Genomic DNA, 24,667 nt, shown 5'->3' on the forward strand with positions numbered 1-24,667 from the left:
CCAAATGGGACTGAACGAAAATTTTCGTTCAGTTGGCCTAGTTAGTGCCAGGCAAGGGGGCGAATCTCATATCTGGGCTGCAGATGAGGCAGTTAAAGCTACAAACACAGAAATCGCATCTATTCAATTTGCTCGTGACATGAAAGGCGGAGCAGGCAGAGGAGCAACTATTGTTTTTGCAGCCTATGATGTATCAGATGCACGTCGTGCGGTAGAGATTATGTTAGAATCGGTAACAAAATATATTGGAGATGTCCATGTATGTGATACAGGTCATGTGGAATTACACTACACTGCAAGAGCAAGCTTAGCTTTAGAAGCAGCTTATGGAGCAAAAGAAGGACACTCTGTAGGGATTGTAGTTGGAGCACCAGCTGCAATAGGAATTGTTATGGCTGACACTGCTATAAAAACTGCAAGTGTTGATGTAGTTAAGTATATAGATGTAGATGCATCAGGGTATTCAAATCAAATAATGGTTGTTTTAACTGGAGATTCAGCAGCAGTTAAACAGGCTGTTACATCAGCTAAAGAAGTTGGATTAAATATATTAAAGTCTATGGGAGAAAAGCCAGTATCTATAGGAAATTCAACAATTTAAACAATATAAGGTGGAAAGAGGTAAGAATTATGTTTCTTTTAGATAAAGATTTACAATCTATTCAAGAAGTTAGAGAACTAGTAAAAACAGCTAAAGAAGCACAAAAACAGTTAGTTAAAATGAGTCAAACTCAAATAGATGAAATAGTTAAAGCTATGGCTAATGCAGCATATGAAAGTGCTGAAAAGCTTGCAAAAATGGCTAATGAAGAAACCGGATTTGGTAAATGGGAAGACAAAGTAGTAAAAAATATATTTGCATCAAAGGGAGTTTATGAATCATTAAAAGGTACTAAAACTGTTGGAATAATAGGTGAGGATAGACTTACTAAAACTATAGATATAGCTACTCCAGTTGGAGTTGTAGCAGCTCTTATACCTTCAACAAATCCAACATCTACAGTTATATATAAATCAATGATTTCTATAAAATCAGGAAATGCAATAGTACTATCACCACATCCAAATGCAAAGAAATCAATCATGGAAACTGTAAGTATAATAGTAGAAGCAGCTAAAAAGGCAGGCTGCCCAGAAGGAGCAATAACTTGTATTAAAAGACCTTCAATACAAGCAACTAATGAATTAATGAAACATAAAGATACATCATTAATATTGGCTACAGGTGGAGAAGCAATGGTTAGGGCTGCTTACTCATCAGGAACACCAGCTATAGGAGTAGGACCTGGAAATGGACCTGCATTTATAGATAAAAGTGCTAATGTTAAGCTAGCAGTTAAGAGGATTATAGATTCTAAGACGTTTGATAATGGAGTAATATGTGCATCAGAACAATCAGTAATAGTTGAAAAGTCAATGGAAGATATAGTTATATCAGAGCTTAAATCTCAAGGGGCTTATATACTAACAAAAGAAGAAAGTGATCAATTATCTAGGTTTATAATGAGATCAAATGGAACTATGAACCCACAAATAGTTGGAAAAAGTGTAGAGGTCATATGTGAATTATCTGGACTAAAAAATATTCCTCAAAGTGCAAAAGTTTTAGTCGCAAGAGAATCTAGAGTTGGACATGATGTACCATATTCAAGAGAAAAACTTGCCCCAATACTTACGTTTTATGTAGAAGAAAATATAGAAAAAGTTTGTGAAAAGTGCAAAGAAATATTATTAAATGAAGGAGCAGGTCATACTTTCTCAATGCATATAAATAATGATGAGTTAGTAAAGAGATTTGCAATTGAGATACCGGCATCTAGAATACTTGTAAATACTCCATCATCACTTGGAGGTATAGGTGGATCAACTAATTTAACACCTGCATTGACACTAGGATGTGGAGCAATAGGTGGAAGCTCAGCGTCAAATAATATAGGGCCATTAGATCTTATAAATATTAGGAAAGTCGCATATGGAGTAAAAGAATTAGAAGAATTAAGACCTAATAACGCAGTATGCAAACAAGTAGACACAAGATTTATAATGGATGATTCAAGATTTGTACAAACAGATACAAGATTTGTAATGAATGAAGTAGCGTATACACAAGAAGATACAAGATTTACAAGTTCAAATGTAGATAATGTTTGTGACAATAAAAATTCAGATATATGTGAAGAACAAATAGAACGCCTATTAAGAGAAGTATTAGCTGAATTAAAGAGATAGTTTTAAATTGAAAAATTCTAAGGAGTAATAAGATGATTTTAGCAAAGGTTATAGGACGAGTTATATCAAATCAAAAAACTCCCGATTTAATGGGAGCAAAACTTCTTTTAGTAAGTAAAATTGATGAATTTCAAAATTTAAAAGAAGGAATAACCTATGTAGCAGTTGATAAAGTAGGAGCAGGACAAGGAGATATAGTTTTAGTGGGAGATAGTGCTACAAATGAAAGAAAAGATTCATACCAAGAACCATATCAAGATATGTCAATTGTAGCAATAGTAGAAAATATACAGCTAGATAATTAGTGGGAAGAAGGATTATATTATGATGAACCAATTTTCAATAGAGCCAAAGGTTTATTTTAATAGAAACTCTATCGAATACTTAAGTAATTTAAAGGGTAATAGAGCTCTTATAGTAACAGATAGAGTTATGGAACAATTAGGTTTTGTAGATAAAATTATAAATACTCTTAGTGAAAATAAAATTACTTGTAATGTATTTTCAGATGTAAAGCCAGACCCAGATATAAAAATGATTGTAGAGGGAATGAAAAAAATGTATGATGTAAATCCTGATGTAGTAATAGCATTAGGTGGAGGATCAGTTATAGATACAACAAAAGGAATACTATATTGTTTATGGAAATTAAAAGAATCTAAAAAAGAAGAATTTAAAAAGCCAAACTTTATAGCAATACCATCAACCAGCGGAACAGGATCTGAAGTAACTTCTTTCTCAGTTATAAAAATAGGGGATGAAAAACTTGCTCTTGTAGATGAATGGATGTTACCAGATGTTGCTATTTTAGATCCAATATTTGTTGAATCAGTACCAGCAAGCATTACTGCTGATACAGGTATGGATGTTTTATGCCACGCTTTAGAGGCATATGTATCAACTGATGCTAGTGAATTTACTGATGCATTAGCTGAAAAAGCAGTTAAACTAGTTTTCGATTACTTACTAGATGCATATAGAGATGGATCAAATAAAAATGCTAGAGAAAAGATGCATAATGCTTCGTGTATAGCAGGTATGGCCTTTACAAATGCATCGTTAGGAATTAATCATAGTCTAGCTCATGCTTTAGGTGGAATATTCCATATACCTCATGGTAGGGCAAATGCTTTACTACTTCCATATATAGTAGCATACAATGCAAATCTAGAAAATGAAGCTAAAAGTTTAGCGGCTGAAAAATATGCCTATTTAGCAAAATTATTAAATTTACCTAGTAGAAATGCAGAAGAAGGAACTAGAAATTTAATTAAAGCTATACAAGTATTAAAAAACGAAATGAATATGCCTGTTGGCATATGTAATTTAAATATAGAAAAAGATGTGTTTATAAAGGAATTAGAAACTTTATCAACACTTGCCATAAATGATAGTTGTACAGTTACAAATCCAAGGAAGTCATCAATTGAAGATATTAAAAAATTATATATAGATGTTTTCCAGGGCAATTAAAAAAGGGGGAAATCAAAAATGTTTAATCAAAGTATGTCGCCAAGAGGTAAGGTGCTAAAACAAAGATTTTTAGCAAATGAAACTGGTATTTGTACTGAAAGAGCGAAAATAGTTACTGATGCTTATCAAGAATTATCAAATGAATCTGGAATATTAAAAAAGGCTAAGATATTAAATAAAGTATTAAGTGAAATGACAATATTGATAGGAACAGATGAATTAATAGTAGGAAATCAAGCTAAAAAACCTAGATGCTCTCCCATGTTTCCTGAGTTTTCAATAGAACAAAAAAATGAGATCTTTGGATTACAAAACTCTTTTGATGTAATAGGTAACTCATCTATATATTCATTTATATCAGAATCAGTAGAGTGTGATGGAGAAAAATATTATTCACCAAACTATAATACCGTTTTAAGTAGAGGATTTTTAAATATAAAACAATGTGCACTTAAAAAACTTGAAGAAATAGATTGTCCCCAAAATGGATATGAAGTTGAGCAATATAATTTTTTCAAAGCATCTATAATAGCTTGTGACTCTGCTATTAATTTTTCAGAAAGATTTGCACAAAAGGCATATGATTGGTCACTTACTGAACAAAATCCATACAGAAAACAAGAGCTACTTGAAATAGCAAAAATGTGTAGAAAAGTACCAGCATATCCAGCAGAAAGCTTTAAAGAGGCATGCCAATCTTTTTACTTATTCCAATTAATATTACAAATTGAATCAGGTAGCTATTCAGTTTCTCCAGGAGGATTTGATAAATGTTTATATCCTTATTATGAATCAGATCTAAAAGCTAATAAGATAACAAAAGAAGAGGCTTATGAAATAGTTGAGTGCCTTTGGATAAAGCTTGCTGAAATAAGCGAAGTAAGACAACAAAGAAAATTTGAAGGATATCCAATGTTTGAACATCTTTATAAGGGTGGAAAAATAGAAGATAAAAATCTTTTAATAAATGATTTATCAGCTATTTGCTTAGCTGCATCAAAAAATATTTTAGCTGATGAACCATCACTTTGTATAAGATTATTTAATGGAGCTATAAGTGAAAATAAAAATGATTTAGTTGAAAATAGTAAAGATGGACTTCAAGGAAGATTAAAAAAATTAAAAGAAAGATATTTAGAAACTAAGCCAAGTGTTTCTATAGTAAGGGCTAAAGCATTTACTGAAGTAACAAAAGAAAATCCAGGGATGCCAACCATAATGTTAAGAGCCAAAGCATTTAGAAGAGCTTGCGAACAAGCGCCATTGTTAATTCAAAATGATGAATTAATAGTTGGACATCCTTGTGGAAAAGCAAGAGCTGGAGCATTTTCTCCTGATATAGCTTGGCGTTGGGTTAAAGATGAGTTAGAGACTATACATACTCGTCCTCAAGACCCTTTTATAATAGCAGAAGAAGATAAAAAGGTAATGAGAGAAGAAATATTCCCATTTTGGGAAGGGCGTTCAGTAGATGAAATATGCCAAACACAATATGAAGAAGCTGGACTTTGGGAGTTTTCTGGAGAAGCATTTGTAAGTGATCTTTCTTATCACCAAATAAATGGTGGAGGAGATACTTGTCCAGGATATGACATAATATTAATAAAAAAAGGTATGAACGGTATAAAAGCAGAAGCAGAAGCTAATTTAGCTAAATTAGCTATGGAAAATCCAGAAGATATCGATAAGATTTATTTCTATAAAGCAGCTATAGAATCTTGCGAAGGTGTAATGGCTTATGCTAAGAGATTATCTGATTATGCAACAGAGTTAGCTATGAAGGAATCAGATCCTAAAGAAAAGCTGAACTATTTAAAATAGCAGAAGTAAATGCCCATGTTCCAGCTAATCCTCCAAGAACATTCCAAGAAGCGCTACAAAGTGTGTGGACAGTTGAATCATTATTTGTAATAGAAGAAAATCAAACAGGTCTTTCATTAGGACGTCTTGACCAGTATGTATATCCATTATATGAATCTGATATAAACTCTGGAAAAATAACCAGAGAAGAAGCTTTTGAGTTAATGGGATGCTTCCTAATAAAATGTTCTGAAATGATGTGGTTATCAAGTGAAGGTGGAGCTAAGTTTTTTGCTGGATATCAACCTTTTGTAAACTTAACAATAGGTGGGCAAAAACGTAGTGGTGGAGACGCAACAAATGATTTAACTTGCTTAATCATGGATGCGGTAAAACACGTAAAAGTATATCAACCTTCTTTAGCTTGTCGTATACATAATCAATCACCACAAGAATATTTAAAGAAAATAGTAGAAGTTGTAAAAGCGGGATTGGGATTCCCAGCTTGCCACTTTGATGATGCTCATATAAAAATGATGTTAAGCAAAGGTTTTAGCATGGAAGATGCAAGAGATTATTGTTTAATGGGTTGTGTTGAGCCTCAAAAATCAGGACGTATATATCAGTGGACTTCTACTGGATATACTCAATGGCCAATTGCTATAGAATTTGTACTAGATCGTGGTGTTATGAAATGGCACGGTACTAAACAAGGTATAGATACAGGTAATTTAAGTAACTTCACAACTTATGAAAAATTTGAAGAAGCAGTTAAAGAACAAATAGAGCATATAACTAGATTATCAGCTATAGGAACAGTTATAAGCCAAAGAGTACATAGAGATATTGCACCAAAACCATTAATGTCACTGTTTGTAGAAGGTTGTATGGAAAAAGGTACTGATGTTACTCATGGAGGAGCTGTAGTAAACTATGGTCCAGGACTAATATGGTCAGGACTAGCTACATATGCTGACTCTATGGCAGCTATAAAGAAATTAGTATTTGACGATAAAAAATACACTCTTGGGGAAATAAAACAAGCCTTAGACGCTAACTTTGAAGGATACGAAGATTTAAGACAAGACTGTTTAAATGCGCCTAAATATGGAAACGACAATGATTATGTAGATAGTATAGCAGGGGATATAGTAAACTGGACAGAAAAAAGTCATAGAAAATACAATATGCTATATTCAAAATTAAGTCATGGTACTTTATCAATCTCTAATAATACCCCAATAGGAGAATTAACTGGAGCAACTCCAAATGGTCGTTTAGCATGGACTCCACTTTCAGATGGTATAAGCCCGACTCAAGGTGCAGATAACTGTGGTCCTACATCTATAATTAAATCTGTGAGTAAGATGAATGTTGAAGATATGAATATAGGTATGGTTCATAATTTTAAGTTATTAAAAGGCATACTTGAAACACCAGAAGGTGAAAATGGCCTAATAACTTTATTACGTACAGCTTCTATACTAGGAAATGCGCAAATGCAATTTAGTTATGCTGATAATGAGATATTAAAGAAAGCTCAAAAAGAGCCAGAAAAATATAGAGATTTAATTATACGTGTTGCAGGATATAGCGCATATTTTGTAGAGCTATGCAAAGAAGTTCAAGACGAAATAATAAGTCGTACAGTACTAGATAGCTTTTAATATTAGAAAATAACATGGAGGAAACATTATGCAAGCAATAGGGAGTAATGAAGCAATAATAGCTCAAAAGAAAATGCAAGCAAACTTTGCTAAAAAAGGTTCTGCTATAGGTATATTTTCAGGGATTACTTTCGGACTTCATAGTGCAGTATTAGGTGTCGCTTTAGCTATGGCACCTTTTACCAATGGAGTTAGTATAGTTGTAGCACCGCTAGTTGGAGCAGCTATAAACGATAGTATAGCAGCATTATGGCTATTATTTTATAATATAGCGCAAGGAAGATCAAAAGAAATATGGCGTAGTTTAAAAACATTTCCAGGTTTAATGGTATGCTTAGCAGCACTTATGGGGGGACCTATAGCAAATGCTGCCTACTTAATGGGAATTCAATTTGCTGGAGCAGCATATGCCATACCAGTATCAGCTCTTTTTCCAGTTGTAGGAGCTATATTAGCTAGAATATTCTTAAAGCAAAAAGTTACAAAACGTGTTGTTATAGGAATGATAATATGTGTATTAGGAGCGATAGTTATAGGTTATACACCTCCTGAAGGAGATGCGAATCCACATTTTTATATAGGTGTATTATGTGCTTTTATAGCAGCATTTGGATGGGGAGCTGAAGGTACATTATCAGCATTTGGTACAGCAGTAATAGATCCTAAAATAGCTATAAATATACGTCAGGCAACTTCAGGAATAGTATTTTTAGTAATAATATTACCTATAATTGGTGGTCTTGGTATGTTAAATAAAGTTTTTACTTCTCCAGCTACACTACTTATTATAGCGATTGCTGCTTTAGCTGCAGCAGTATCATTCTTAACTTGGTATAAATGTAACAGTATGAGTGGTGTTGCTCAAGGTATGGCTTTAAATAGTACATATGTAATGTGGGGAATAATGTTTACTTATTTCTTAGGAGATGTAGAGATAACTAAAACGTTAATAATAGGAGCTATATTAGTATTAGTAGGAGCTATATTAGTTGCAATAGACCCAAGAGAAATGTTCAGAAAGAAGGAGGTATAAAATATGAGACAAATGTTACCTATGAGATTTAGAGTATTACACTTCTTTTCTCAGATAAAGGAAGCCTCCGTGGATGAAGTTATGGAAAATCTACAAAATGAATATGGATCAGAAAAATATTTTAAAAGAGATCTAATTGTAGAGGATTTAATATCAATGAAAGAAAATGGATTACTTGATGATACAAAAGTAGAGTTTAACAAAAACCATGAACTATGTATTTACTATACTATAAATGAAGAAGGTAGTAAATTGCTAAAAAAATATCTTCCTAAGTCTTGGAGAGAATAATAATGAAACTCGAATTAGACAAAAAAGGAATCATATTTAATACACAAAAATACTCTATTTATGATGGTCCAGGTGTTAGAACAATAATATTTATTAAAGGATGCCCACTAAAATGTAAATGGTGCTCTAATCCAGAGGGAATTTCAACAAACTTTGATGTTATGTATGTAGATGATAGGTGCACAAAATGTGGTAAATGCGTTTCGTTTTGTAGCAAAGGAATACACAATATTAAAAAAGTACATGATGGAAATGTAGTACATGAGATAGATAGACAAATAAAATGCGATGGATGTAAGTTATGTCAATCTAACTGTCCAAGTGAAGCTGTACGTATAGCAGGTGAAGAAAAAACTGTAGGCGAGATAATTAACATTATAGAGCAGGATAGTTTATTTTATATTACATCAGGAGGAGGGGTTACACTTAGTGGAGGCGAGGTAGCGTCTCAACCTGAATTTGCACTAGAGATATTAAAGGTTTGTAAATCTTGTGGAATTCATACAGCTATTGAAACTTGTGGCCAAGCTAGCTGGGAAATATATAAAGAATTAAGTAAATATGTAGATTTATTCTTATATGACTTAAAACACATAGACCCAGAGGAACATAAAAATTTAGTTGGAGTAAACAACTATAAAATACTTACTAATATGGCTAAACTGTTTAATATAGGTGCTAATATAACAATTCGAATGCCTATGATAAAGGGATTGAATGATCAAGAATGGGCACTTAAAGGTGCTATGAAATTTATAAATAAAATTAGTGAAGGAAGAAATCTAAAAGGTATTGAAATATTACCATATCATAAACTGGGTGTTAATAAATACCAACAATTGGATAAAGAATATTCCATTAAAAAAGATTTGACTTATTCACAAAGCGAGCTAGAAAAAATTGAAGATTTTGTAAAAGAATTTAATTTACCTATTAAAGTAGTAAAGCACTAAGGTCTTATTGATAAGTAAAACGGAAAAATCTTTAACTAAAGTATTAGCTTAAGGTTTTTTCGTTTTTTTACTAATTAAAAGATAAAAGGGAGGGAATTGAGTTGTCTCAAAATGCAATAGGAATGATTGAAACAAAAGGATTAATAGCAGCAATCGAAGCTGCAGATGTTATGCTTAAATCAGCTAATGTTGAAATAGTTGGTAGTAAATACCATAAAGTTAGATCTGGAATAATTGCTGTAGTAGTTACAGGTGATGTAGGTGCTGTAAAATCAGCAGTAGAAGCAGGTTCTGATGCAGCAAAGAAAATAGGCAAAGTTTTAGCAGTAGATGTCATAGCACGTACAGATAACTCTGTATTAAATATGCTTATGCCACATAAAGATAAAAAAGGTAAAGAAACTAAGTTAGAAGAAATGCAAGAAAAAATAAATAAAAAAGAGATAAAGAAAGAAAAATATGTACAAAAATTAAACGAAAAAGAAGAAAAACAGGAAGAAATCAAGATAGAAAATGTTACGAAAGTAATAAAAATAGAAGAAAGTCAAACAGAAATTAAGAAAGAAGATAATAAGAAATTAAAAGATACTTCAAAAAATAAGGATAAGTTAGAAAATGATGATAAACTATCTAAAAGCAAAAAAAGTAAGAAATAACCTTATATTTAAGCTATAGGAAAGGATATTAAGCATATGGATAATAATTTAAATCATACAGAATTAGTCAAAATGATAGCTGATTTTATAAAAGAAAAATCAAGTGAAAATAAAGAAAAACAATATATACCCGTTGGAGTATCCAACCGACATATACATTTAAGTCAAGAAGATCTAGAAATCCTTTTTGGAGAAGGATATAAATTAAATGAATTAAAATCACTAAAGCAGCCAGGGCAGTATGCTGCAAAAGAAGTAGTCTCAATAGCAGGACCTAAAGGTTATTTGCCTAATGTACGTGTACTAGGTCCAGTGCGTAAAGAAAGTCAACTAGAGATATCTAAGACAGATGGGTTTACATTAGGCGTTAAGTGCCCTGTTAGAGAATCTGGAAATTTAAGAGGATCAGGAGACATATGTGTTATAGGACCTAAAGGTAGTATTATATTGAAGGAAAAAGTGATAATATCTAAAAGACATATTCACATGAATAAAGATGAAGCAAATAAATTTGATGTAGTTAATGGTCAAACTGTAAGTATTGTTACAACTGGAGAACGAAGAGCAGTTTTTGGAGAAGTATTAGTTAGAGTGCATCCAGATTTCTCATTAGAATGTCATTTAGATTTAGATGAAGCAAATGCTTGTGGATTATCATCAGGAGATACTGTTGAAATAAAGCATTTAGTATTATAAAAAGAGGAGATTGTATGGATGAATATAAAATAAAAAAAATAATAGAAAAGATTTTAAGTGAACATTCAAAGAAAAAAGCTCTAATTATTATAACTGGTGGAAACATGTATTCTAATGAAATATTTGAAATACTTGAAAAGAAAAAAGATATTAAATTTGAATATATAGAGTCTGAGAATAGCACAAAAATTATAGATATAGAAAAGATAGATAATATAGCAACAAAAATAGATAATATAGAAAAAATAGAAGAATCTATACAAGAATCTGATTTTTTAATTGTACCATTTTTAACACGAAATACTCTATCGAAAGTAGCATTAGGAATAGCAGATACAAAAGCAACAACTTCAATACAGTTAGCTCTTATGATGGGTAAAAAAGTAATATCTTTAGATGCTAGTTGGAACCCGGAATCTGAAGTTGCAAAATTAAAAAAGCTAAATGTAAATCAAGCTTATAATAAAATGCTATTTTCATATAAGGAAAAAGTAGAAGAATTAGGTATGAAATCAATTGCTATATATGATTTAGAAAAGGAAATTGATGAAATATATATAAATAGAACATGTTCTAAAGAAGAGGTGAAAAATAATATTGCTATAGTAGAAGATTCATCACAGTCACAATATATTACATGTGAAGATATAGTGGGTAAAGATAAAATATATTTATCTAAAAATCAGAAACTTACAGATTTAGCAAAAGAATATATATTAGATAAAAACGTAAAAATTATTGATAATCTAAAAAAATAGATATTTGTTAATATTTATTTAATAAATTAAAATAAGCATAAAAAAATATTACTGGAAAATTAGCTTTTCAGTAATATTTTTTTATAAATTAGATAAGAATTTATCAAATATAAGCATTTACATTAGTAATAGTAATATTCTTTCTACGATACTGGCTGGGAGTAAGTTTAGTATGTTTTGTAAATACTCTACTAAAATACGCTGAATCTGTAAATCCGGAATCTGTGGCAATTCTATATGCAGGATATGTTGTATTAGATAACATATTACAAGCATTATTTACTCTTACCGTATTTAAGTAGTCAACATAGCTAATCCCAATTTCTTTTTTAAATAATCTACTTAAGTATTGAGAATTTACATGAACTTCATTTGATACAGAGTGAAGATCAATTTTATTTTGATAATTATTATTCATATAAATGATAGCTTTTCTTATAATATCTGATTGGGATTTATTTATATATAAGTAATCCTCTAGTAGTGATGGTTTATTTATTTTCGATATTATTTTATTTATAGAATTTTTTAATGTTGAAGTTCTAGCTGGTTTTAGCAAATAATCTTTTACTTGTAACCTTAAAGCTTCTTGAGCATAATTAAAGTTTGAGTAAGCTGTAAGAATAATTGTTTGAACATTAGGCAAAAAAGAGATGATTTTCTTATGAGCATCAAGACCATTTATTTCAGGTATACCTATATCCATTAATATAATATCTGGTTTATGCTTCTTTGCATTAATAATAGCTTCATTACCATTTTTGGCTTCTATTATTGTATTTATTTTCCCATTAAACTCCTTAGATATAATCATGCGTAATGCTTCCCTTTCTATATATTCATCCTCTACAATCATAAGAGTAAACATAAACTTAATCCTCCCTTTTAATATATAATAAACTTAATTTGAATTTGTTTTAAAAAGATAATTCTTTAAAGCATGGAAACTTAATTTCGACTACTGTTTCTATGTTTTTAGTACTAGAAATTTTTAATCCATAATTAGATCCAAAGTAACTGATTAGTCGGTTATGAGAGCTTTTAGTACCTAAGCTATTGCTTGAAAATTTATCGTTACATAAAAGAGTACTAAGCTTTTCTATAGAAATACCGATGCCACTATCTTTAATAGTTATTTTAATATTTTCATTATCTACTTCTCCAATTATAGATACATTTCCCCCAGATGTTTTTGGCTCAATACCATGTATAATTGAATTTTCAACAATTGGTTGCAAAATCATTGAAGGAATTCTAAAATCTAATATTTCATCTGATACTTCGATATTATAACTTAGGCGATCTTTATATCTAATACCTTGAATAAATAAATACCTTTCAATATTTTTTAGTTCATCATAAATGGTTGGAAACTCTTCACTTTGTTTTATATTGTATCTTAGTAAATCTGATAAGCAGTAAATCATTTCCTCTGTATTAGGAGAATCTTCAAACAGAGCCATTCTAGCGATAGAATTTAATGTATTGAATAAAAAATGAGGATTAATTTGGGCTTCTAAGGTTTTTAGTTGAAACTTTTTAGCTTCATTTTCAAATCTTGAAGCTTCTTCAGTTTGATACAATAACTTCTTTGTTGTAATACATTTAATTGATTTTTCAGAAAAATAATTTGATAACAGATAAGATGCTCCTTCAATTTTAGAAAGGCACTCTCTTCTTATAATAGGAATCTCTGAAATAGAATCTTTTAATTTACTTTCAGAGATATCAAATTTCTTTGAAATTTTTTTTATATCAAATTCTTTGTTCTTAAATTCTTCATCATCAATTAAAAACTGACCGATAATTACACTACCTAAAAATAAATCATTAGCTATAATTGGAGTTGTGAAGTTCTTTAATCCCATATGGCAATCATATAAACCGCATTGCCTACTTTTAAAAACTTTATTATTAAAATTAGATTTAGATTTTTTGCATAAAACTTTTCCTTTAGAAGAACTCTGTATTAATTTACAAAATGATATACAATTAACCACCTCATCTACCAAATTTCCGTCAAAAGTTGTAGTAGCTATAGAAAAGTCTAAAAGATTACATATTTGTTTTTGTGTTTTTGATATAATTTCTATATCTATTAAACTGTTTAAGTCTAAATTATCAAAATTATTCATACAATACCCCCTTATATGTACAATAATTTATTTTAATTATTTATATAGCAATTAATATGCCAACTTATAAATAATAAAAAATAAAGTTAAATATTGAAATTACTGGGTTTTAGAAGCGTTTGATATGTTTATAGAAAATATAAATTTTTATACTGCAAAATACTGTTGCCTCTTAAATATTGATAAAAATATTTTATAAATGGCTAAATTACAATATAGTACATACGGATATTAGGAAATACAGTTTTTTGCAATCTAAAAGTGCATGCAATAATAAATTGCATGCACTTTTAGATTGCATTAAATTAATAGTTAATAATTTATTCAGATAAAAATACTATATATATTCGTTTTTCTCTATTTTATATTTTTTTATTCTATATTGAAGCGCTTGTCTAAATATACCTAAGTCTTCTGCAGTTTGTGTAATATTCCCTTGATTTTTAGATAATCTTTCAATTATGACTTTTCTTTCAACATCGTCTAAGATTTCATGTAATTTTTTTTCAGTAGAAAATATAATATCAGCACTGTTTTTTTTGTTACTTGTATCTATAGATAGTATACGTTGTTGCAAATATGTAGATAAATGCTTTTGTTTTAATATTTCATCACCAGAGTCTATCATATTCATAGCGCTTTCAATTACATGTTCTAATTCACGAACATTTCCAGGCCAGTTATAGTCCATAAAACTCTCTAGAAGAGAAGAGTCTATCATTTTTATATTAGAGCAAAATTCTAATTGATATTTGTTAACAAAGAAATTTGATAGTATAGGTATATCATCTATCCTCTGAGAAAGAGGAGGGATTCGAATAGTTACAGTTGATAGTCTATAGTATAAATCTGATCTTATATTACCAGAGTTGATCTCCTCTTCTATACTTTTATTAATTGCACTTATAATTCTACAATGTATTTTTGTTTGTTTATTATCTCCAACACTTCGAATGGTTTTATCTTGTAAAAAACGTAATAATTTTGATTGTGCATCCAAATTCATAGAGTTAATTTCATCTAAAAATATAGTTCCGTTGTGAGCTTGATGAAGTAGTCCTTTAGTATTTTTTGCACCAGTAAATGCACCTTCTGCAGTTCCAAATAGAATACTTTCTATTAATGTACTTGGAATAGCAGCACAGTTAACTGCTATAAAAGGCCCATTTGAAAACTTACTTGCATTATGAATGCTTTGTGCGAACAACTCCTTGCCAGTACCAGTTTCTCCTAAAAGTAATACAGAAGAGTTATTAAGAGCTACTTTATGTGCAAAATCAACGGTCTTTTTTAATTCTTTATTATTTCCAATTATATTTTCAAAAGTATAATAAGCACCGTTATTTTTCATAGTTTTACTAATGTCCTTTTCAACAAAAATTTTTCTTTATTAATTATATATAAACATATTTAAGTAGAAATTAAAGATCTTTAGATATAATAGAATAGTTGACATATACGATAAATACAAATAGTATTAATCCCACAAATAAAATTGTTTTAAAAGATAAGTTAAAGTTTTCTAAAATATTACTAAAAGGTATAATACTTACATAAGTCCAGTATTGATCGGTATCTTTTATATTTATAGTACTATAAACTTCTAAAACATTTTCCTTTGTAGAAGGTGAAATACCAGATTTCGTAAATTCTTCACCCTTTGAAGTTTTAGCTAATACAGAATTCCATTCGTTACTATTAGAAACATCTTGCAAGACTTTTGAAAAGTCTTCACCACTTGCAACATATATTCCCCCAGTTGATACAATTTCACTAAATCCACCTAAAGGTCTTACTTTTTCAATTTCTTTTTGCAAGTAATCTAAAGAAGTATCAACACTTACAACACCAACAAATTTATCATCTCTTATAATGGGAACTACAATAGATGCCATTGTTGTAGGTTTACCTTGAACATCATATGTAGTAGGCTCTGTAAGATATATTTGATGAGTTTCTTTAGGTATATCATACCATTTAGTTTCATTTTCAGAGTAGTTACTATAAAATGAAAGTTCAGTAGAAAATTTATGATCACTAATTCTAGTTATATAAGGCATAAACTGTCCATTAGAATTGCTTCCCCTTTTGTTTATATATTCTATATCTTTATTATCAAATTTATTTGACTCATATAACAGGGCAATGCCAAAAATATCATCATGTAAATTTAGAGTATTTTCCATTATAGATAATATGAATTCTCGAGATTGGTTTCCTGTGCTAACCATTGTTTCAGTTTGGTTAGCTATATCTTTTGCTATGGTTATCACTTTTTCAAATCGTCGCTCTAATTTTTCAGAATTATACTTAGAGGTAAACGAAGCAATAGTTTCACCTTGTTCTTGGCTGTATTTATAAATTTGCTTTAGCGCTATAGCGTTAAGTACGGCAAACGTTATCAGTAAGACTATACAGGTAGAAAGAACAATTTTTTGTACTAATGATAATCTTTTTAACATACCTAAAATTCTCCTTGAAGTTTATTATATTTTAAAAATAAATATCTATATAAAAATAATATTTAAATTGAGATTTTATACTTTGTAATTATTTAAGATTTATATAAATATTTTGATAAATTTAGTATATTAAAGAGTTAATATTATGTCAATCAAGTAAAATTATAACTATTATTAAAAATAGTTATAATTTTACTTGATTGATTCAATATAAATGTATACTAATGGAAAATTATGGATTGAAAATTAATTGATAATATGTTAGCATATAGAAAAAGTAACCAAAACTTATAAGAAATGGGGGATTGACTATGACTTTAAAGGGAACAAAAACAGCTGAAAACTTAATGAAATCTTTTGCAGGTGAAACACAAGCAAGAACAAGATATACTTATTACTCAAGTATAGCAAAAAAAGAGGGGTATGTTCAGATTGCTAATATATTTATGGAAACAGCAGAACAGGAAAAAGAACATGCTAAAAGATTCTATAAATTTTTAAAAGAAGATTTTAAGGATGAATCTATAGAAATAAATTCTTCATATCCAGTATCTTTTCACCAAGAGACAGCTAAAAATTTAAAAGCTGCTGCTGATGGTGAACATGAGGAATGGGAAGTTGATTATCCTAATTTTGCAAAGATAGCTAAAGAAGAAGGATTCCCTGAAATATCAGTAGCATTTGAAAAAATAGGAGAAGTTGAAAAAAGACACGAAAGAAGATATAGAAAACTATTAGAAAATATAGAAAATAATACTGTATTTAAAAAAGATGAAGTAGTATTGTGGAAATGTAATAACTGTGGATATATACATGAAGGTAAAGAAGCTCCAAAAGCATGTCCAGCGTGCATACATCCACAAGGATATTTTGAAGTGTTTATAGAAAATTACTAAAATATAAATTAAATAAAAAAGTAGCTCTAATAATTAGAGCTACTTTTTTATTTAATTAAATATGTAAATAGCTCTTTAGATAGTGGAATTGAATATTAAATTGCATTACTTAAAAAAAATTATGCAATTGTTTCATTTTACGAAAAAATGCATTGACGATTTATTATAAAAATTATATAATATTTATATAGAAAATATTTTAATATATATATTATTTTTAAAGATTCATATCTTAAAGTATCTAAATTACTAGTTGGCTTTATCTTATTTATTCAATTACTATGTATTTCATAATTATCTCTAAATAAATTAAAAAATATCAAATCAATTAAAAAATCAAGTATAAAAAATGAAAGATTAAGTAATTATAAATTCAAAATATAATTATTTAATATATAGAATTAAAAAGTTAATATATAAAATTAGATATACTGACATAAGTAATATTATCTATAAAAATTTAATAGACATGGAGGAGATAATATGATTGAATTAATGCTTGTAAGCGGGTTAGTTTTATTAATTTGTATAACATCGAGTAAGGTATTATATAAATTTGGAGTACCTATATTACTAATTTTTATTTTGCTAGGAATGTTATTTGGATCTGATGGAATGGTTGGAATTTACTTTGACAACTATGAACTAACGAGACAATTATGTTCTATAGGACTAGTATTTATAATGTTTTTTGGGGGATTTGGAACTAATTGGAAAATGGCAAAGCCTGTTGCAATACCGTCTATACTTATGTCATCGCTGGGAGTAATAATTACAGCAGGTCTAACTGGACTATTTTGTAATATGGTAATTGGAACTAGTTTACTAGAAGGTTTACTTATAGGAGCGATTGTAGCATCAACAGATGCAGCATCTGTATTTGCTGTATTGCGTTCTCAGAAACTAAATTTAAAGGGATCTTTAGCATCATTGTTAGAAGTTGAAAGTGGAAGTAATGACCCGATAGCTTATATGTTAACATTAATTGTATTAACACTAATGAACAACTCAGGTTCAGAGCTTATAGTTCCTATGGTAATAAAGCAGATAGTTTTCGGATTAGCAATAGGATCTGTATTAGCTAAAGTATCTGTTTATATTTTAAGAAATTCAAAATTTGAAATAGAAGGGTTTTATACTATATTTATTACAGCTATTGCGATGCTTTCTTATGCAATTAGTGAGTATGTTGGAGGTAATGGATACTTAAGTGTTTACATGGCCGGTATTATTATAGGTAATAGTAAAATACCTCATAAAAAGAGTTTAGTTCATTTCTTTGATGGAATATCATGGATTATGCAAATAATGCTGTTCTTTATGTTAGGACTTTTATCATTCCCTTCTAAATTACCAAGTGTGATTGGAATAGCCATAGCAATATCTATATTTATGATAGTTGTTGCAAGACCATTATCAACATTTATAGTTTTAGGACGATTTAATTTTTCAAATAAGGAAAAATTATTTATTTCTTGGGTAGGATTAAGAGGAGCTGCATCAATAGTTTTTGCAATTTATGCTGTGACTCAAGGTGTAATTATAGAAAATGATATATTCCATATAATATTCTTTATAGCATTAATATCAGTAGGAATACAAGGAACTTTAATTCCTGCTGTAGCTAAAAAGCTAGATTTAGTTGATAATAGTACAACTGTATTAAAGACATTTAACGATTATGATGGTGAAATTAGTAGCAAACTTATAGAGGTAAATGTATCTGAAGAGAGTAAATGGGCAAATAAAAGTATAATGGATTCTAATATACCAGAAGACATACTAATAGTTATGATAAAACGACAAGATAAAGTATTAATACCTAAAGGATCAACAATTATAAAAGGTGGAGACATTTTAGTATTAAGTGGAGATAAAATAGAAGATTTACTATAAAAATAATTATAAAAACCGTATCTAATTATAGGATACGGTTTTTTATGTAGTTTATTTTGAGATTATAAAAATTAATATTAAGGGAAAAATGGCGTAATTCGCTTTAATAATGAAGCTATAATAGAGGAATGTAATGGAATATATTAAAGTTTTTTATAATATAAAAATAATAAGAGATTAACTTAAAGGAGGATTAGATGATAATATACGAATATAAATGTGTTATGGTTTTAGGTGCTGGAGAAAAAACTACAGAAACATTAAATGAATATGGAAAAAGTGGATGGGAATTAGTTTGTGTATGCAATGCATGGCATTACTTTAAAAGACCCGTTAATTAAAAAATGATCCAATAAGTATTTAATACTTATTGGATCATTTTTATTTTAGTAACGGAAAGTTTATCTTCTATAAGAGACTATAATACCGCAAGCTAATCTTGGACCAGCATTACCTGAAGGTTGTGAAGTGAAATCATCAATACCTTCATGAAGTATAAAAGCCTTCCCTATAGAATCTGATACTGTGAATTTATCAGTGTAAACAGATAAAATACCAATGCCATTTGCAGATAATATAGGAGGTAAGTCTCCTACATGCATAGGATGAGTTTGATTAGTTGGATTCCAATGGCTACCAGATGCTAAAAAAGGATCTGTAGCAGTTCCAATACTACAATCACCATGTTCATGGATATGGAAGCCATGAAAACTAGTAGGATTTCCCGAAGAAGTAGTGGTAGGTATTCCTGTTATATATGCTTTTATATACACTCCATTTTGTAGTTGATATAAAAAGATATCACCTTTAATGCAAGGTGCTAGTGGTCCTCCTTTTAACTTTGCATATGCATCTGGTTCGCCAGGGTCATATGAAGAAAAAATTTCACTAATATTATACTTAGGACACGATTTATCCATAAAAGCAACTCCTTTAACACAATTTTCATAAAATATATACAGTTTATTCTATGTTATGTGAATATATAATGTGACTTAACATGAGTAGCATACTTATATTAGCTAATGTATTATTTATTAAAATAAACACAAAAAAGACAGGTTCCGTTGCCTGTCTTTAACATATAAAAATATAAAGATAAGTAAAAAAATATTAGTGGGATATTAAAATTATAACCATACTTTAGATAACTATACACTAATTATAAAAATATAAAATAATTACAAAAACTACAAATAGGGTATATTCTATTATTAGGAAGGTGATAGAATTGAAATATAATAGAATAAAAATAACTTTTAAAAATGGTTTTGAAAAAATAATCGAAAAAGATAGCATTAGAAATTTCAACTCATTAGTTGAATGGTCAAATATGTTTAATAATAATGAAGAAGTTAGTCTATTAACTATGTCAGGTAGAGATTTAGGTAGTTCTTTTTCAATAGATAAAAATAATGTTAAATATATTGAGTTTATATAATATTATTAAAATTTTTAATAATAACTATTTAAAATAAGCATAATAAATTACTATAAGAAACCTAACTATGATTTAAAATTATGATATAATAATCATATAGTATACAAATGTTATATTAATATTTTGCCCAAGACTATTTTTGTTGATGAATTAATAATAAAAAAGCTACTAAATATAATTTAGTAGCTTTTTTATTGAGCAAAATAGTATTCCCATCATAGTTGAAAAAATCACTTTATAAGTTAATTGATTTCAAATCTCCTTTAGGCGAATTTAAAGAAAAAACATTTATAAATCTTCTCTTAAGCAATATTCATTATTAGTAATTCTATTAAGAAAATATTAAAAATATAAATACTATTTAATAGTGAATTACAAAATTAAATGTAGCATATTTATGTATAAAAGTTTATAAAAATAGAAAAAAACGTATAAAAACTTTAAATTAATTAAATTTTAATGAAATTTAGCATAAAAATATATATACTATAATAGTACATAAATTGGGGCAGAGAGGAAAATTAATACATGAATCATATACTAAATGAGATAAGAGACTATATTTTAGTTGTCAATTATCAAGGGGAGATACAATACTGCAATGATAAATTATTGCTAAGATTAAATTACAACAAAGATGATATATATAATTTTAGTATAAATAATATTTTGTTGACTCAAGACTTTAATATAAAAGACTTATTAAGAAATAAAAATAAAGGGAAGATAGAATTAAAGTTATATTCAAAATCTAAAAATATAATAAATTTAAGTTCAAAAGTAATCTTAGATATATATAATAATAAAGAATCAATTTTTATCGTAGCTAAAGAGTTAACTGATAAATATTATACAAAAGAAGACTTAGAAATTTTATTAGATGAAGTTCCTTTTATGACTTGGATTAAAGATATAAAAGGGCGGTATATATATGCAAATAAAAGCTACTTAGAATATACAAAACAAGAAAAACATAAAATACAAGGCAAGTATGACCGGGATATTTGGGATTATAAAAGAGCTTTGGTATATGAACAAGAAGATAAGTTAATATTACAATCAAGAAAACCTATATTATATGAAGAAAAAATACTTTCAGATAAACGAAACGAGTATTTTGAAATATTTAAATCACAGATAATTGGCGTAAATGGAAGCACAAAATATTTAATAGGAACATCTAAAAATATTACAGTAAGAAAAAATTTAGAATTAGATAGATCTAAGGGTCATAATGATATGTCTGCCTTATATGGCATATTGAATAAAAATAATAAAAATACTAACTTATATAAAATGCTACAAGATATGATGAAAGATTTATCTAGGCATCTAGAAGTAGACGGCATGGTATTACTATTAAATGATGCTAAAAGAGAGTTAATCGTACCGATAGTTAAACTTGGAATTGGAAATATTACATTTGAAAATCAAAATAATATAAAATTTTCAAAGGATGAACTTAATAAGTACATAAAAGAAGAAAATCAAGAAGGCATATGTCATATAAATAATAGATACAAAGTATTTAATAAAGAAAAATTAATAAACAATGGTATTGAATATACAGGTGTATATAATATTACAACAGATGAAGAATTCATTGGCATTTTATCTATTTCTTATAAAAATAAAAACTTACCTATGAATAACTTAGATAGTTTTATGAAAACTATAGCTATGGAAATTGGTATACTTATAAAAAAATACAGATTGTCAGGAGAAGTTAAAAAAGAGCTTGAAAAAAGAAGAGATGTAGAAAATGAGCTAGAATTATTTTTAAAAACAGCAACGGATATTATGGGGATAGTTAATAAGGATGGTTGGATAAAAAAGGTAAATTATCAATGGTCAAAAACTCTTGGATGGAGTTGTGAAGAATTGTTATCAATGAATATGGCTAGCTTGATTCATATAGATGACTTAGATGCGGGAATGAATGTTCCAAAAGCAAAGAATAAGGAAGAAATAATTCGTCTAAACCAAAGATGTTTATGCAAAGACGGTGAATATAAATGGTTAGAGTTTAGTAGCATATTGATAGGAGAAACAGAAGAGTTTGTTGTTACAGCTAGAGATATCACAGAAGAAAAAATAAGAGAAGAAGAAAGGAAATCTCTTGAAGAAGCAATACATTTAGAAAGCATTAAAAATGAATTTTTCGCTAATATTTCTCATGAATTTAAAACACCAATAAATATTATACTTGGAACTATGCAATTACTAAATAAGAAGATAGATAAAAATGAAATATACTCTAAAAAAAATGTAAATTTAAATAAATATGTTAACTCAATAAAACAAAATTCATATAGATTACTAAGGCTTGTAAATAATTTAATTGATATGACAAGAATAGATACAGGTTTTTATAAATTACAGCTTAGTAATTATAATATAGTACAAATAATAGAAGATATATCAATGTCTGTGATAAATTATACAGAAAATAAGCATATAAATATTATTTTTGATACAGATAGAGAAGAAACAGTAATAGCATGTGATCCAGATAAGATTGAACGTATTGTGCTAAATATCTTATCTAATGCAGTTAAGTACACTGATAAAAATGGGGAAATTATAGTGGATATAAAGCATAAAGATAACAAAGTTATTGTATCAATAAAAGATAATGGAGTTGGTATATCAAAGGAAAAACTCGGATTGATATTTGAACGATTTGAACAAGTTAATCACTCTTTAACAAGACGATGTGAAGGTAGTGGTATAGGGCTATCACTTACAAAATCTTTGATAGAAATGCATAAAGGAGAAATATATGTAAATAGTGAAGAAGGTGTAGGTTCAGAATTTATCTTTGAACTTCCAATAGTAACAGTAGAAGAAGAACATAAAACAATACCTGATGGAAATTATTCAGATTTTCAGATTGAAAAATGTAATATAGAATTTTCAGATATATATTCTTTATAAAAATACCTTGTAGGGCAGATGTTTTATTAGATATCTACTCTACAAGGTATTTCTTAAAATGATATAAAAAAATATATTTTATAAAAACTATCTAATTATAGTAAATATCATATATGCAATATATAATATTACTAATACAACTCCTTGTTTCTTAACAAGAGAGTTATTTTTTTTCATGAATAAGTATAAAAGAACTGTTATAATAGTCATAAAAATAACATCTATTAAAGCTAATGTACTCATAGTAATAGGATTTATTACTGCTGCTAAACCTAAAACTAAAAGTATATTAAATAAATTAGAACCTATAACATTTCCTATAGCTATTTCAGTTTCTCCTTTTTTTATAGCTACGATAGATGTAACAAATTCAGGTAATGAAGTACCTACAGCAACTATAGTAAGGCCTACTAAGTTTTCGCTCATACCAAATGAAGTTGCTATAGTGGTTGCAGAATTTACAACTATATCTCCACCAAGAACTATTCCTATAATACCGAATGCGCAAACTAATATAGTTTTAGGCATAGAGAAGGATTCTTCTATGGATGTATCTATGGCAACAGCAGTTTCGCCATTATTATCTATAGAATCATTATTGCTACTTCTAAGCCCTGATTTGACAGTGTTTATTAAGAAAAGCGCAAATACGATTAAAAGTATAAGACCATCTATTCTCCCTAAATTTAAATTGAATCCTAAAAACACTAATAATAAACTTACTAATATTAAAAATGGAGTATCTTTTTTTATAGTATCTTCTTGTACAGGTAATTTAGCTATTATAGAAGAAACACCTAAAACTATAAGTATATTGAAGAAATTAGATCCTACAACGTTAGCTATACTCATGTCATTTTGACCGGCTAAAGAAGATCCAACACTTACGGCAGCCTCTGGAGCACTTGTTCCCATTGCAACAATAGTTAACCCTATAACCATAGGAGGTACATGGAACTTTTTAGCTATAGATGCCGCTCCTTCTACGAATATATCTGCTCCTTTTATAAGAAACATAAAACCGATAATTAAAAACAAAAATGGCATTAAAACCCTCCTTATGATATATCAAATATTCATTTTAGCATACAAACTAGTATACCATAGAGAATATGTATAATAAAATAATAAAATTAAAATTATTTCTTTTATTTATATAAAATAAGAAAAAAATAATATATCCTATATAATAGATAGGTTTTGATATAAACATAAAATAACTAAGGAGATTTTAAAATGTATCCTATAGAGTGGACAATTATAAAATGTCCTTCTATAGGAATTTTTTTATGTATAATAAAATAGCTGGAGGATGACATAATGAGTAAAAAACTATTTACAGAG

General features: G+C 28.5%; 21 protein-coding genes and 2 pseudogenes. 17 read left to right on the forward strand and 6 right to left on the reverse strand.

What is annotated here, in order from left to right; genetic code table 11:
- The 12 genes and pseudogenes from pduB to JWF52_RS04675 form a co-directional block, all read left to right on the forward strand.
- Window positions 1-601, forward strand: a 601-nt coding sequence (gene pduB / locus JWF52_RS04620; RefSeq protein WP_208332176.1) for a propanediol utilization microcompartment protein PduB, incomplete at its 5' end; no start/stop codon positions are given.
- A 29-nt stretch (window positions 602-630) separates the two neighbouring features.
- On the forward strand, window positions 631-2,229 hold the full coding sequence (locus tag JWF52_RS04625; RefSeq protein ID WP_208332177.1) for an acetaldehyde dehydrogenase (acetylating): 1,599 nt from the start codon (window positions 631-633) through the stop codon (window positions 2,227-2,229).
- 32 nt (window positions 2,230-2,261) lie between these two features.
- A complete protein-coding gene (locus tag JWF52_RS04630; protein WP_208332178.1) occupies window positions 2,262-2,534 on the forward strand; it encodes a EutN/CcmL family microcompartment protein in 273 nt (90 codons plus the stop codon).
- 19 nt (window positions 2,535-2,553) lie between these two features.
- On the forward strand, window positions 2,554-3,702 hold the full coding sequence (locus JWF52_RS04635) for a 1-propanol dehydrogenase PduQ (RefSeq protein WP_353654874.1): 1,149 nt from the start codon (window positions 2,554-2,556) through the stop codon (window positions 3,700-3,702).
- Window positions 3,703-3,735: 33 nt separating this feature from the next.
- Window positions 3,736-3,978, forward strand: a pseudogene (locus JWF52_RS04640) (pyruvate formate lyase family protein); the annotation flags it as partial.
- Window positions 3,964-7,169, forward strand: a pseudogene (cutC, locus tag JWF52_RS04645) (choline trimethylamine-lyase). The pseudogenes JWF52_RS04640 and cutC, both read left to right, overlap by 15 nt.
- Window positions 7,170-7,197: 28 nt before the next feature.
- The gene (locus tag JWF52_RS04650; protein WP_208332179.1) at window positions 7,198-8,202 is read left to right on the forward strand and encodes a DMT family transporter; all 1,005 of its coding nucleotides are present in this window, start codon (window positions 7,198-7,200) and stop codon (window positions 8,200-8,202) included.
- Between the two features lie 3 nt (window positions 8,203-8,205).
- Window positions 8,206-8,493 carry a hypothetical protein gene (locus JWF52_RS04655; protein WP_208332180.1) on the forward strand — a complete coding sequence of 96 codons (288 nt, stop codon included), beginning with the start codon at window positions 8,206-8,208 and terminating at the stop codon, window positions 8,491-8,493.
- Window positions 8,494-8,495: 2 nt separating this feature from the next.
- The gene (cutD, locus tag JWF52_RS04660; RefSeq protein WP_208332181.1) at window positions 8,496-9,446 is read left to right on the forward strand and encodes a choline TMA-lyase-activating enzyme; all 951 of its coding nucleotides are present in this window, start codon (window positions 8,496-8,498) and stop codon (window positions 9,444-9,446) included.
- A gap of 101 nt (window positions 9,447-9,547) precedes the next feature.
- Window positions 9,548-10,102, forward strand: a complete 555-nt coding sequence (locus JWF52_RS04665; protein WP_208332182.1) for a BMC domain-containing protein — start codon at window positions 9,548-9,550, stop codon at window positions 10,100-10,102.
- A 36-nt stretch (window positions 10,103-10,138) separates the two neighbouring features.
- Window positions 10,139-10,798, forward strand: coding sequence for a phosphate propanoyltransferase (locus tag JWF52_RS04670; RefSeq protein ID WP_208332183.1), 660 nt, complete (start codon window positions 10,139-10,141; stop codon window positions 10,796-10,798).
- 14 nt (window positions 10,799-10,812) lie between these two features.
- Window positions 10,813-11,556, forward strand: coding sequence for a flavoprotein (locus JWF52_RS04675; RefSeq protein ID WP_208332184.1), 744 nt, complete (start codon window positions 10,813-10,815; stop codon window positions 11,554-11,556).
- 103 nt (window positions 11,557-11,659) lie between these two features.
- Here the strand turns inward: JWF52_RS04675 and JWF52_RS04680 are convergent, their stop codons facing one another.
- The 4 genes from JWF52_RS04680 to JWF52_RS04695 all read right to left on the reverse strand — a co-directional run bounded on the left by JWF52_RS04680 (window position 11,660) and on the right by JWF52_RS04695 (window position 16,153).
- Window positions 11,660-12,424 carry a response regulator transcription factor gene (locus tag JWF52_RS04680; protein WP_208332185.1) on the reverse strand — a complete coding sequence of 255 codons (765 nt, stop codon included), beginning with the start codon at window positions 12,422-12,424 and terminating at the stop codon, window positions 11,660-11,662.
- A gap of 49 nt (window positions 12,425-12,473) precedes the next feature.
- Entirely contained in the window at window positions 12,474-13,691 is a 1,218-nt protein-coding gene (locus tag JWF52_RS04685) for a sensor histidine kinase (protein WP_208332186.1), read from the reverse strand.
- A gap of 337 nt (window positions 13,692-14,028) precedes the next feature.
- A complete protein-coding gene (locus JWF52_RS04690) occupies window positions 14,029-15,042 on the reverse strand; it encodes a sigma-54 interaction domain-containing protein (RefSeq protein WP_208332187.1) in 1,014 nt (337 codons plus the stop codon).
- 70 nt (window positions 15,043-15,112) lie between these two features.
- Entirely contained in the window at window positions 15,113-16,153 is a 1,041-nt protein-coding gene (locus tag JWF52_RS04695) for a cache domain-containing protein (RefSeq protein ID WP_208332188.1), read from the reverse strand.
- A gap of 311 nt (window positions 16,154-16,464) precedes the next feature.
- Here JWF52_RS04695 and rbr point away from each other — a divergent pair, with 311 nt between their 5' ends.
- The 3 genes from rbr (at window position 16,465) to JWF52_RS04710 (ending at window position 19,286) form a co-directional block, all read left to right on the forward strand.
- Window positions 16,465-17,049, forward strand: coding sequence for a rubrerythrin (rbr, locus tag JWF52_RS04700; RefSeq protein WP_208332189.1), 585 nt, complete (start codon window positions 16,465-16,467; stop codon window positions 17,047-17,049).
- Between the two features lie 483 nt (window positions 17,050-17,532).
- On the forward strand, window positions 17,533-18,945 hold the full coding sequence (locus tag JWF52_RS04705; protein WP_208332190.1) for a potassium/proton antiporter: 1,413 nt from the start codon (window positions 17,533-17,535) through the stop codon (window positions 18,943-18,945).
- Between the two features lie 197 nt (window positions 18,946-19,142).
- Complete coding sequence (locus JWF52_RS04710; protein ID WP_208332191.1) at window positions 19,143-19,286, forward strand: DUF4177 domain-containing protein; 144 nt, start codon at window positions 19,143-19,145, stop codon at window positions 19,284-19,286.
- Window positions 19,287-19,346: 60 nt separating this feature from the next.
- Here JWF52_RS04710 and JWF52_RS04715 read toward each other — a convergent pair whose 3' ends face one another.
- A complete protein-coding gene (locus JWF52_RS04715; protein ID WP_208332192.1) occupies window positions 19,347-19,865 on the reverse strand; it encodes a superoxide dismutase family protein in 519 nt (172 codons plus the stop codon).
- A gap of 311 nt (window positions 19,866-20,176) precedes the next feature.
- On the opposite strand from JWF52_RS04715, the gene JWF52_RS04720 reads away from it, so the two are divergent.
- Both JWF52_RS04720 and JWF52_RS04725 read left to right on the forward strand, forming a co-directional pair.
- A complete protein-coding gene (locus JWF52_RS04720) occupies window positions 20,177-20,386 on the forward strand; it encodes a hypothetical protein (protein WP_208332193.1) in 210 nt (69 codons plus the stop codon).
- A gap of 528 nt (window positions 20,387-20,914) precedes the next feature.
- A complete protein-coding gene (locus JWF52_RS04725; protein ID WP_208332194.1) occupies window positions 20,915-23,323 on the forward strand; it encodes a PAS domain-containing sensor histidine kinase in 2,409 nt (802 codons plus the stop codon).
- Window positions 23,324-23,410: 87 nt separating this feature from the next.
- On the opposite strand, the gene JWF52_RS04730 is transcribed toward JWF52_RS04725, so the two are convergent.
- A complete protein-coding gene (locus tag JWF52_RS04730) occupies window positions 23,411-24,370 on the reverse strand; it encodes a calcium/sodium antiporter (protein ID WP_208332195.1) in 960 nt (319 codons plus the stop codon).
- Window positions 24,371-24,667: the final 297 nt, after the last annotated feature.

Origin of the sequence: Clostridium sp. CCUG 7971 (genome assembly GCF_017590215.1) — a bacterium.
Taxonomy (GTDB): domain Bacteria; phylum Bacillota; class Clostridia; order Peptostreptococcales; family Peptostreptococcaceae; genus Faecalimicrobium.

Excerpts from the sequence above, each read along its gene's own strand:
- JWF52_RS04625 (WP_208332177.1), top strand. The coding sequence starts at position 631 with ATGTTTCTTTTAGATAAAGATTTACAATCTATTCAAGAAGTTAGAGAA.
- JWF52_RS04635 (WP_353654874.1), top strand. The coding sequence starts at position 2,554 with ATGATGAACCAATTTTCAATAGAGCCAAAGGTTTATTTTAATAGAAAC.
- JWF52_RS04685 (WP_208332186.1), bottom strand. The coding sequence starts at position 13,691 with ATGAATAATTTTGATAATTTAGACTTAAACAGTTTAATAGATATAGAA.
- JWF52_RS04730 (WP_208332195.1), bottom strand. The coding sequence starts at position 24,370 with ATGCCATTTTTGTTTTTAATTATCGGTTTTATGTTTCTTATAAAAGGA.
- JWF52_RS04655 (WP_208332180.1), top strand. The coding sequence starts at position 8,206 with ATGAGACAAATGTTACCTATGAGATTTAGAGTATTACACTTCTTTTCT.
- JWF52_RS04670 (WP_208332183.1), top strand. The coding sequence starts at position 10,139 with ATGGATAATAATTTAAATCATACAGAATTAGTCAAAATGATAGCTGAT.
- JWF52_RS04690 (WP_208332187.1), bottom strand. The coding sequence starts at position 15,042 with ATGAAAAATAACGGTGCTTATTATACTTTTGAAAATATAATTGGAAAT.
- JWF52_RS04725 (WP_208332194.1), top strand. The coding sequence starts at position 20,915 with ATGAATCATATACTAAATGAGATAAGAGACTATATTTTAGTTGTCAAT.
- cutD (WP_208332181.1), top strand. The coding sequence starts at position 8,496 with ATGAAACTCGAATTAGACAAAAAAGGAATCATATTTAATACACAAAAA.
- JWF52_RS04630 (WP_208332178.1), top strand. The coding sequence starts at position 2,262 with ATGATTTTAGCAAAGGTTATAGGACGAGTTATATCAAATCAAAAAACT.
- JWF52_RS04675 (WP_208332184.1), top strand. The coding sequence starts at position 10,813 with ATGGATGAATATAAAATAAAAAAAATAATAGAAAAGATTTTAAGTGAA.
- JWF52_RS04710 (WP_208332191.1), top strand. The coding sequence starts at position 19,143 with ATGATAATATACGAATATAAATGTGTTATGGTTTTAGGTGCTGGAGAA.
- JWF52_RS04695 (WP_208332188.1), bottom strand. The coding sequence starts at position 16,153 with ATGTTAAAAAGATTATCATTAGTACAAAAAATTGTTCTTTCTACCTGT.
- JWF52_RS04680 (WP_208332185.1), bottom strand. The coding sequence starts at position 12,424 with ATGTTTACTCTTATGATTGTAGAGGATGAATATATAGAAAGGGAAGCA.
- rbr (WP_208332189.1), top strand. The coding sequence starts at position 16,465 with ATGACTTTAAAGGGAACAAAAACAGCTGAAAACTTAATGAAATCTTTT.
- JWF52_RS04650 (WP_208332179.1), top strand. The coding sequence starts at position 7,198 with ATGCAAGCAATAGGGAGTAATGAAGCAATAATAGCTCAAAAGAAAATG.
- JWF52_RS04715 (WP_208332192.1), bottom strand. The coding sequence starts at position 19,865 with ATGGATAAATCGTGTCCTAAGTATAATATTAGTGAAATTTTTTCTTCA.
- JWF52_RS04705 (WP_208332190.1), top strand. The coding sequence starts at position 17,533 with ATGATTGAATTAATGCTTGTAAGCGGGTTAGTTTTATTAATTTGTATA.